This window comes from Streptococcus sp. GMD6S, from assembly GCF_000297015.1.
Genome location: NZ_AJRH01000198.1, coordinates 1 through 871, shown reverse-complemented (window position 1 = coordinate 871; position 871 = coordinate 1). Strand labels below are relative to the sequence as shown.

Here is an 871-nt window from a genome sequence, read left to right as displayed (position 1 = left end):
TAAAGAATAATCGGGTGTCGCAAGATACCTCTTCTCTGGTGCAGTGCTACCTCCCGATTATCGGTCAGGAGGCACTGAGCCTCTATCTATATACCATTACCTTTTGGGATGGTGGGCAAAAGGAGCATCTCTTTTCCCACATCCTCAATCACTTAAACTTCGGCATGCCGACCTTGCTCCAATCCTTTAAAGTCTTATCTGCCTTGGATTTGTTGACCCTTTATCAGAAGGGGGAAACTTATGAATTGCAGCTTCATTCTCCCCTCTCCAGTCAAGAATTTCTAAGCCATTCTGTCTATAGCAGATTATTAGAGAAAAAGATTGGGGATACAGCTGTTTCTGCTATGAAGCAGGCTCCAAGTGAGGGAGAAGCACTCTCTGTTTCTTTGAGCCAAGTCTTTCCAACCCTGACCGAAGAAGTGACCCCAAGCGAGTCTAAAAGCAAGTTAAAAAATGATTTTGACTTGGAACATTTCCAGCGGCTGATGGCTCGAGATGGCTTGCGTTTTGAAGACGAGCAGGCGGATGTTTTGGAATTATTCGCCATCGCAGATGAAAAAAAATGGACCTGGTTTGAAACCTATCAATTAGCTAAGGCGACAGCGGTGGCTCAGGTTATTTCAGTCAAACGCATGCGTGAAAAGATATCGCAAAAGCAGGTTTCTTCTGACTTTAGCCCCAAAGAAATGACCATTATCAGGGAAGCCAAAAATAAAACTCCCCTGCATTTTTTAGCTGAAATCAAGCAAACGCGTAAGGGGAACATCACCCAAAGTGAAAGAGAACTCCTTCATCAGATGGCGTCTTTAGGCTTGTTGGATGAAGTCATCAATATCGTCTTGCTTCTAACCTTTAACAAGGTTGATTCGGC

General features: G+C 44.0%; 1 protein-coding gene. It reads left to right on the top strand.

Annotated elements, in window-relative coordinates; genetic code table 11:
* The coding region (locus tag GMD6S_RS09645; protein ID WP_000607440.1) for a hypothetical protein at positions 1-871 on the top strand (871 nt) is incomplete at both ends.